7 protein-coding genes are annotated in these 8,533 nt (G+C 44.3%); 4 read left to right on the top strand and 3 right to left on the bottom strand.

The window, feature by feature from the left end:
- On the bottom strand, nt 1–308 hold a 308-nt coding region (locus VFM80_RS00035), incomplete at its 3' end, for a DUF411 domain-containing protein (RefSeq protein ID WP_395068295.1).
- A 77-nt stretch (nt 309–385) separates the two neighbouring features.
- Between VFM80_RS00035 and VFM80_RS00030 the strand changes: the two genes are divergently transcribed.
- Entirely contained in the window at nt 386–763 is a 378-nt protein-coding gene (locus VFM80_RS00030; RefSeq protein WP_395068293.1) for a hypothetical protein, read from the top strand.
- 70 nt (nt 764–833) lie between these two features.
- Here the strand turns inward: VFM80_RS00030 and VFM80_RS00025 are convergent, their stop codons facing one another.
- A complete protein-coding gene (locus VFM80_RS00025; protein WP_395068291.1) occupies nt 834–3,098 on the bottom strand; it encodes a heavy metal translocating P-type ATPase in 2,265 nt (754 codons plus the stop codon).
- 2 nt (nt 3,099–3,100) lie between these two features.
- Nucleotides 3,101–3,319 carry a heavy-metal-associated domain-containing protein gene (locus VFM80_RS00020; RefSeq protein ID WP_395068289.1) on the bottom strand — a complete coding sequence of 73 codons (219 nt, stop codon included), beginning with the start codon at nt 3,317–3,319 and terminating at the stop codon, nt 3,101–3,103.
- A 176-nt stretch (nt 3,320–3,495) separates the two neighbouring features.
- Between VFM80_RS00020 and VFM80_RS00015 the strand changes: the two genes are divergently transcribed.
- From VFM80_RS00015 to dnaX, 3 genes are all read left to right on the top strand, one after another.
- Nucleotides 3,496–5,577 (top strand): prolyl oligopeptidase family serine peptidase, encoded by a 2,082-nt coding sequence (locus VFM80_RS00015; protein WP_395068287.1) that lies wholly within the window; start codon nt 3,496–3,498, stop codon nt 5,575–5,577.
- Nucleotides 5,578–5,675: 98 nt separating this feature from the next.
- Nucleotides 5,676–6,737: an MBL fold metallo-hydrolase gene (locus tag VFM80_RS00010; RefSeq protein WP_395068285.1), complete on the top strand. Its 1,062-nt coding sequence runs from the start codon at nt 5,676–5,678 to the stop codon at nt 6,735–6,737.
- A 148-nt stretch (nt 6,738–6,885) separates the two neighbouring features.
- Nucleotides 6,886–8,533: DNA polymerase III subunit gamma/tau (dnaX, locus tag VFM80_RS00005; RefSeq protein WP_395068283.1), on the top strand; the 1,648-nt coding region annotated here is incomplete at its 3' end.

Raw genomic sequence — 8,533 nt, 5'->3', positions numbered from 1 at the left:
CTCGGGACATGGCCTTCTACTACATAGCCATCAACAATGGCTGTATGACAAGAAGCCAATTCACGGGAAATTCCGTTATCTCTTTTAACCTGCATCAAAACGGGTACGGGAACTTCTTCAACGGCAAAATCACCTTCCATCATATGGTCGCCCCACTTGGTACAACATTGGCATCCTTCATTTTTATACATTACTACTTCCGTGTCATTGGAAAGCATATTGCTTGCGGAATTACCGGGCCAAAATAGAAATACAGCTACACCGGCTGTAAGTAATAGACCGTAAATAAGAATTTTCTTGTTACTCATATCAATAATTTGGTTTTAAAATGATCGAATCTTCTTTAAGATAACCTTCTTATAGGAATTTTGTTTTATTATGAAGTATGAAAAATGTTAAGATCTTAACTATGTGTATGGCTTTTGTCTCATGCTCAAATAATAACGGTGATTATAAAGAAATAGCTTCGTCCAGCATGGAGGAACATAAAAGCATATCTGAGGGAACCTATCTGGACCTGAGCTTTTATCATTTAGAAGATAAAGACCGATTTATGCCTGCTGTTTTTAGTATAAACGGGGTGTTATTTGGTCCAAAGAAAGATTCCTTATCCCACATTTTGCCGGTACAACCCGGGCAATATACCATCAAAGCTATGTACATTGGAAAAGCTAAAAAGGAACTTGATATCTCCGTCGAAAAAGGTGATTCCCTTGTGTTGAAAATCTATCTAGAAGATGATCCGCAACCTCTTGTTGATTGACACATGAACCGTATCATAATTTTCATAGCGCTGTCGGTAACATTATCAATCCTAATCTCCACTTCATTTATTAATCCAGCTTTACCTTCCCCAATCTTTTAGAGTTGAACACCACATTAATGGAGCTAAAAGCCATCGCAGCCTCAGCCAGCAATGGATGCAACAAACCAACCACGGCCAGTGGGATCATGATCAGGTTGTAGAAAAAGGCCCAGAAGAGGTTTTGCTTGATTTTGGTAAAGGTGGCTTTACTCAGCTTAATAGCCCGTAACACCCCCGGCAGGTCCCCCTTCACCAATACGATATCACCGGATTCAATGGCCACATCGGTTCCCGTTCCGATGGCGATACCGACATCAGCCAGGGTAAGCGCCGGGGCATCATTAATGCCATCACCCACCATTGCCACAACTCGGCCCGATTGCTGCAGCTTCTTGATCTCCTCCGATTTCTGATCCGGCATCACCTCCGCGATCACCTCGTCGATGCCAACTTTATCGGCTATGGCACGACCGGTCTTCTCATTATCGCCGGTCAGCATGATGGTCTTCAATCCCAGTTTTCGGAACTCGGTTATGGCATCCAGACTGTCTGATTTCACCTCATCAGCGATACCCAGAATGCCCAGCAGGTTCCCGGCCTGACTAACATACACGGCCGTTTTAGCCTGTTCTTCTAGTTTTTGCTTCTGCTGAGATCGTTCTTTGGTGATCTCAGCGCCAAGTTCTGCCATCAGAGAGGCAGTTCCCACTCCAACAGCTCCGTCTCCAACAATTGCTTTTACTCCTTTACCGGTCATGCTTTCAAATCCTGTGGAGCGCTTCAATTCAATGTTTCTTTCCGAGGCCGCATTTACCACAGCCCTTGCAAGTGGGTGTTCCGAATTGTTCTCCACGGATGCTGCCAATTCAAGCAATTCATTCTCCGAAATATCTCCAAATGTGATCACATCGGTCACTTCCGGTTTCCCTTTGGTGATGGTGCCCGTTTTGTCCAACACGATGGTATCCACATCTTTCATGCGCTGAATGGCTTCTCCCTTTCGGATGAGGATGCCGTTTTCAGCTCCAAGTCCTGAGCCGACCATAAGCGCCGTTGGCGTGGCCAATCCCAGCGCACACGGACAGGCAATTACCAATACCGCGATCATTGCATAAAAAGCGAGTGCCGTTGAGCTTAGTTCAGGGTTTACCCAGGGAATGAAATCAGATGCCCACGTTACCAACCCCCCAAAAAATTCCGGAAATACGAGCCAGGAAGTCAGGGTCAATACAGCCAAAAGTAAAACGATCGGCACAAACACTTTGGTGACCCGGTCCGCAAAATCCTGAATGGGAATTTTTGACCCCTGTGCCTCTTCTACCATCTTAATGACCTGATTCAGAAAAGTGTCTTTCCCGATTTTAGTCGCTCTCACTTTTAAGACTCCGTTGGTGTTCAGCGTAGCTCCTATCACTTCATCCCCAGCCGATTTTTCAACCGGCATAGATTCTCCCGTTGCGATCGATTCCTCGACACTACTTTCACCTTCAATTACATCGCCATCGGTTGGGATCTTCTCACCGGGCCGCACCAACATTACATCTCCGATCTTCAGCTCACTCACCGGAATTTTCACTTCCTCTCCATCCCGCAATACCGAAGCTTCCTTCGCTCCCAGAGTCAATAATTTACGGATGGCCTGAGAAGCGTTTCCTTTAGCTTTAGTTTCGATATACCGGCCCGTGAGGTGAAATGCCATGATCATACCCCCGATCATCGCGAAGCTGTGAAACTCAGGCCCATAACCAAGGTGATGCAGCAAAACCACAAATCCTGTGGAAAGCGAAGCCAGTGCACCCATCGCGATCAACACATCCATATTTGGGCTGAGGTTAAGGGTTGATCTCCACGCGCTCTTGATGGTCTCCCAACCCGGTACAAAAATTACAAATCCTGAGAGTAAGATCATCCCCAGCTCCATGCCGACATGGCCCAGAAACATATAATCGGCGATCCAAACAGGGAGCATCCATAACAACATAATGACGGTGGGAATCCATGAATAAAGCATGTTGCGGCGGGCGGTGTCATATTTTCGCTGCTCCCGTTCTTCCGCTTGTTCTGCTTTGGAAGTGGTTACTGAATCGTCCCTAACCAAAGTATAGCCACCCCTGGATATTACCTCTGCAAAATCATCCATGCTGATCTCGCCTTCATATTCCACAATGGCGGATTCCGTGGCCAGATTTACCTGAGCAGATTTCACCCCTTCAAGCGACTCCAGCTGTTTGTCTACCGCATTTACACAACCGGCGCAATGCATGCCATCGATTTGCAAGGTTGCCTTTTTCATAGTTATCCCTGAATTCCGGTCATAGTGTAGCCGGCTTCTTCTACCGCTTTTTTGAAGTCTTCTTCTTTCACTTCCTGCTCATCAAAATCTACTTCTGCTATTCCTTTTTCAAGATTTGCGATGACAGTTTTAACTCCGGGCAGCGCTGTAAGTGTGTTTTCTATAGTATTTACACAGCCTGAACATCCCATGCCTTCAATATTTAGTACAGTTGTTTTCATATCTATCCATTGGTTTTTGGGTTTATGATAAGATACAATTGCTCCCACTCTTACGAATGCCGAATGTCATTCAATGTTTATAGAATTTTGACGAAACCATTTTTTGCAATATTTCTCCTCCAAAGTTTTTATTCTCAGACCGTCAATCTATTCACATTCATTCATATCCATTTCCTATGAAGAAATTTGTTACTGCTATTTTCTTGATGCTTTTTGTTGGGGTTGAAATCAATGCCCAACAATTTCCGGATCAACTGACCATGAAGGATATCTTTCATGAGCCTTTCATTCCGGGTACCCGTCCTTCTTTTTCACATTTTTCCCCGGATGGAAAGACCATCTATTTCACCTGGAGTGATTCAGCTACCTCCGATACCGATCTTTTTCAGGTTGGTTTAAGCGGTAAAAATCAGAAAAAAGCTCCTGACGATGTTATCCGCAATTATGAGCTTTCTCCTGATGGTAACATGCTGCTTTACACCGAGTCCGGAGATCTGATGCTGGCAGATTCTGACTTTGAAAACGAGCGATTGATCGTGGCATCAAAAGGCTATGATTACAGCCCCGTGTGGAATAATGATGGCACCAAATTCGCTTTTGTTCAAAATGGAGATGTCTGGATCTCGGGTGTGGATGAGGCCTACATTAAACAGATCACCAATAAAAGTGATGAAGCCCCCAATTATAGTGTTGTTGGATGGGCCGGCGATAAACTGGTGCTCAGCCAGTGGGATACCTCCGACTATGAGGAATATTATTTTCCTGAATATGCCGGCAAATATGTTGAACCCGGATCTACCCGCAGAGGCATCCCTACCCGACTGATCTCAGTAGCCCCTATCGATTCTGGCGAAGTGAAGATGATACTGACACATGAAGGGTATTTAAATGCAGATATCAGTGCATCAGGAAATCATCTTGCACTCGACACGATCGATCCTCCGATGAAAAACAGAAAGATCGAAGTTTATGACCTTAATGACCTCTCATCCAATGTTTTGTTTGAAGACTCCACTGACGGCTGGCTTTATAACACCAATTTAGAATTTGCCCCGGCTACAGATAGACTTATGTTCCAAAGTGAGCGCGATGGATGGAACCATGTCTATACCGTGAATCCGGACGGCTCCGGCTTTGAGCAACATACTTTTGGCCAGTATGATATTCCTTGGGCTTCCTGGATAGACGAAAAAACCATCGCAATGGCTACCAGCGAAATGGATCCGGGTGAGATCCAGCTATATAAGCTGAATATCATGAATAACCTGCCCACTAAGCTGACCTCAGCAGAAGGTTATCGCCGAGACTTCAGGATGAGCCATGACCGCAGGTTTATCGTATACAACAAGACCTATTTCAATGAACCCTTTGACCTGTACGTAGTTGATACCGTGATCCCTCAGCGTGAGATAAAGCTCACCAATTCTGTTCCCGATTCCTTTTATGAATATGACTGGCAACAAGAAGAATATGTAAGATTTACCGGAAGAGATGGAAGCACTCGTTTATCAATGTCTGTTCTAAAACCAGAGCAAAGAGATCCCAACGGCAACCCCGTAGTTGTATTTGTACATGGTGCTGGTTCTCTTCAAAATGTATACAAAGGATGGTCCAATAATTATTGGCGTGAGTATATGTTCCATCAATACCTGACGCATCAAGGTTATTATGTGATCGAAGTTGATTACCGGCACAGCACAGGCTATGGCCGTAAGTTCCGTGAAGACGTCACCAACTGGATGGGTAAATTCGAGACCCAAGATATCGAAGACGGACTCGCCTTCCTTGCCGATAATTACGAAAAAGCTGACACTTCCCGCGTTGGAATTTATGGCGGAAGTTATGGCGGATTCATGGCTCTATATGCAGTAGGTGTTTCCCCTGATAAATTTGATGCAGCTGCAGGCCTGCGCTCCGTCACCAATTGGGAAAATTATTACTATGCCAATCCCGGTTATACCCTTCCCCGTCTTGGAAAACCGGATCAAGACTCCCTTCATTACGCTCGAAGCTCACCTGTTACCTATGCCGATTCTCTGCAAAAACCGGTCATATTGTTACATGGTTTGACCGATAATAATGTGGGATTTCAGGATGCGGTACATTACATCGAACGTCTTATTCAAACCGGTAACGAGGATTTCGAGATGATGATGTATCCTACCGAGCGCCATAGTTTCCAGGATGAAGATGCCTGGTATGATGAATACCGCCGTATTTTGGAGTTCTTCAATAAACACCTAAAAGAAAACAGCTAGTTAAGCACCTGAAAAGGCATACTGTAATGCGCCTTTTCAGGTTATTTGAACGATTGAAAACCAAAACTGCGTTTGTCTTTCCCTATTAAACCAATTAGATGAAGCTATTTTTAAAAATAATGCTTTGGATCGTTTCACTGTTATTCGTTGCTGCAATAATGATTGTATTGGCAGGCTGGATGGTTTCAAAGCCGGGATATGATGGCCCTGTATCTGATCACTTCAACGGTACTACTTTTGAAAATCCCGGAAATATTCCTTCCAAGGATTTCTTCGATATAATGAAGTGGTATTTTCAGAGAGATCAGGGTGAATGGGTTGAAATAGAAGAAAATGAAGTCACCTTTGCTCCCAAACCCGCAGATAACGTAACTGACGGCATGATGATCACCTACGTGAACCACTCTACTTTTCTCATTCAAACTGCAGGTGTAAATATATTGACCGATCCGGTTTGGAGCGATCGCGTAAGTCCGGTTAGCTTTGCCGGCCCAAAACGATTCCGCCCTGCAGGGGTCAAGTTCGAAGACCTCCCTCCGATCGATCTGGTTATCATCAGCCATAACCACTATGATCACCTTGACATTGAAACCTTAAAAAAACTCGAAAAACTCTATCAGCCCCGGTTCATCTCTCCGCTTGGGGTCGCACAGCTTTTAGAAAACTCAGGAATAAAAAATACCCTGGATCTGGATTGGTGGGATGAACAGGCGATCGACAGTGATATCACCGTTCATTCTGTACAAGCTCAGCATTTTTCTGCCCGGGGATTATTTGACCGGGATAAAACTTTGTGGTCGGGTTATGTGATCGAAACGCCTGCAGGTAATATTTACTTCGCAGGTGATACCGGCTATGGAGATTTCTTTAAAGAAATAGGGCAAAGGCATCCGGATATTACGGTTGGCTTAATTCCAATTGGGGCTTATAAACCACGCTGGTTTATGAAACCCATGCACGTCAACCCGGAAGAAGCCATTCAGGTTCATAAAGACGTAGGAGCCGAGATCAGTTTTGGAATGCACTTCGGTACTTTTCCTCTCGCTGATGATGGGATGAAAGATCCTGAAAATGATTTCAGTAAAGCAATTCGGAAACCCGAAAACCAAGGGGTAAATTTTAAATTACTGACGGAGGGGGATTCGTTTAGGATCCACTGATCATTTACTCTCTTTAAGTTATGCTGTCACAGAATTTGTCTCATTCCACGACCAAAGATCTAATATGATTTAAGTTTCTTCCTTTAAATCACCCCAATTTTTTCCCTTCCTTTTTGTACATTGTTTTGATTGCAAAACCAGTTTATCAATGTCAGAAACCTACCGCGCACTTACACGAAAATACCGGCCTACTTCTTTTGAGGATATTGTCTCACAGGAACATGTGAGCAGTACCATAAAGAATGCCATCAAACAAGGGCGGCTTTCTCACGCCTATATGTTTTGTGGTCCGCGCGGAGTTGGTAAAACTACGATGGCCAGGGTACTTGCCCGAACCATCAATGAAATCGATATCAGTGTGGATGGGGAGTCCCTGAACCAGACGCTGAATATTGTGGAGATGGATGCTGCTTCCAATAACAAAGTGGATGATGTGCATCACCTCAGGGAAAGTGTTCGAATTCCTCCCCAAAACGGCCGCTATAAGGTGTTTATAGTTGATGAGGTTCACATGCTCAGTAAAGCTGCTTTTAATGCGCTGCTTAAAACGCTTGAAGAACCGCCAGAACACGCCATTTTTATTTTTGCGACAACCGAACCTCACAAGGTTCTTCCTACAATTCTCTCCCGCGTACAACGATTCGACTTCAAGCGAATATCTGTGGATGAAATTGTACAGCGCCTTCGCAAGATCTCCCTCGATGAAGACATTTCCATTGATGAGGAATCGCTTCATGTGATCGCCAAAAAAGCTGATGGTGCCCTTCGTGACGCCCTCGGATTGATGGATCAGGCCATTGCATTTTGTGGCGACACCATCACCCACGAAGAGTTACTGCAGGCCCTGAACGTAGTAGGAACCGACCGCCTTTTCCAATTTATGAAATGCGTGAAAGAGCATGATGCCGATAAAGGGTTGGACCTTATCAACACGCTGTTGCAGGAAGGCTATGATATACAGGAATACCTGATAGGACTGACTGAACATTTACGGAATTTATACATCGCGCATCACAGTGATAAGCTCTTTTTGGTGGAGGAATCTGAAGAAACCAAAAAGCGCTATCTGCAAACAGCAAAGGATTTTTCCAGGGACGACCTGATGCGCATGCTTCATATCATTAGTGAAGCACAGATCAAATTAAAGGATGCCAGTCAGCCTCGTATTCAATTTGAGATCACACTTCTGAAGCTGATCCATATGGAGCGCTCAGAGCAATTATCTGAACTTCTTTCCGAACTTCGGGAGTTAAAAAAAAACTCCGGTAACTTCTTAAACTCTTCTGCAAACGGTTCAAGCCCCAAAAAGGCAGAAAACGGTGTCATCCAAAAGTCTTCTGATCACGAAGAAAGCGAAGAAGTCTCTAAACCACTTCCAGAAAATAGGAAGACAGAACCGGAACAGGATGTTTCCTCTGAAGGATCAGAAGAAAATGAAATTGAAGAAATATTTGAGCCTGAAGAAGCAGATATCCAGGAACCTGAAGGTGATGATGATTACGATATTGGCACTCCTGCTTTGGTAACCAATCTTTCCAAAAAAGCGATGGGAAGTAAAAAAACCTCCGGTCAAAACGGCTCCTCTAAACCGATACAAACTTCCGCTCATGAAGAAGAAGAGTCGAAAGACTCTCAAAAGATTACAACAGAATATATACAGGAGAAATGGGATGAATACATGGAGTTGCTTAAGGTTGATTTTCCCATGTTATTACATCTGCAAATGGAACGGGTTAAAGTAGTTAAGGTAAAAGGATCAGAATTGTACCTGGAATGTGATAACAGCTTTGCACATA

It is taken from the genome of Gracilimonas sp. (assembly GCF_035704785.1).
Classification (GTDB): domain Bacteria; phylum Bacteroidota; class Rhodothermia; order Balneolales; family Balneolaceae; genus Gracilimonas.
This window is presented reverse-complemented; position numbering and strand designations above follow the sequence as displayed.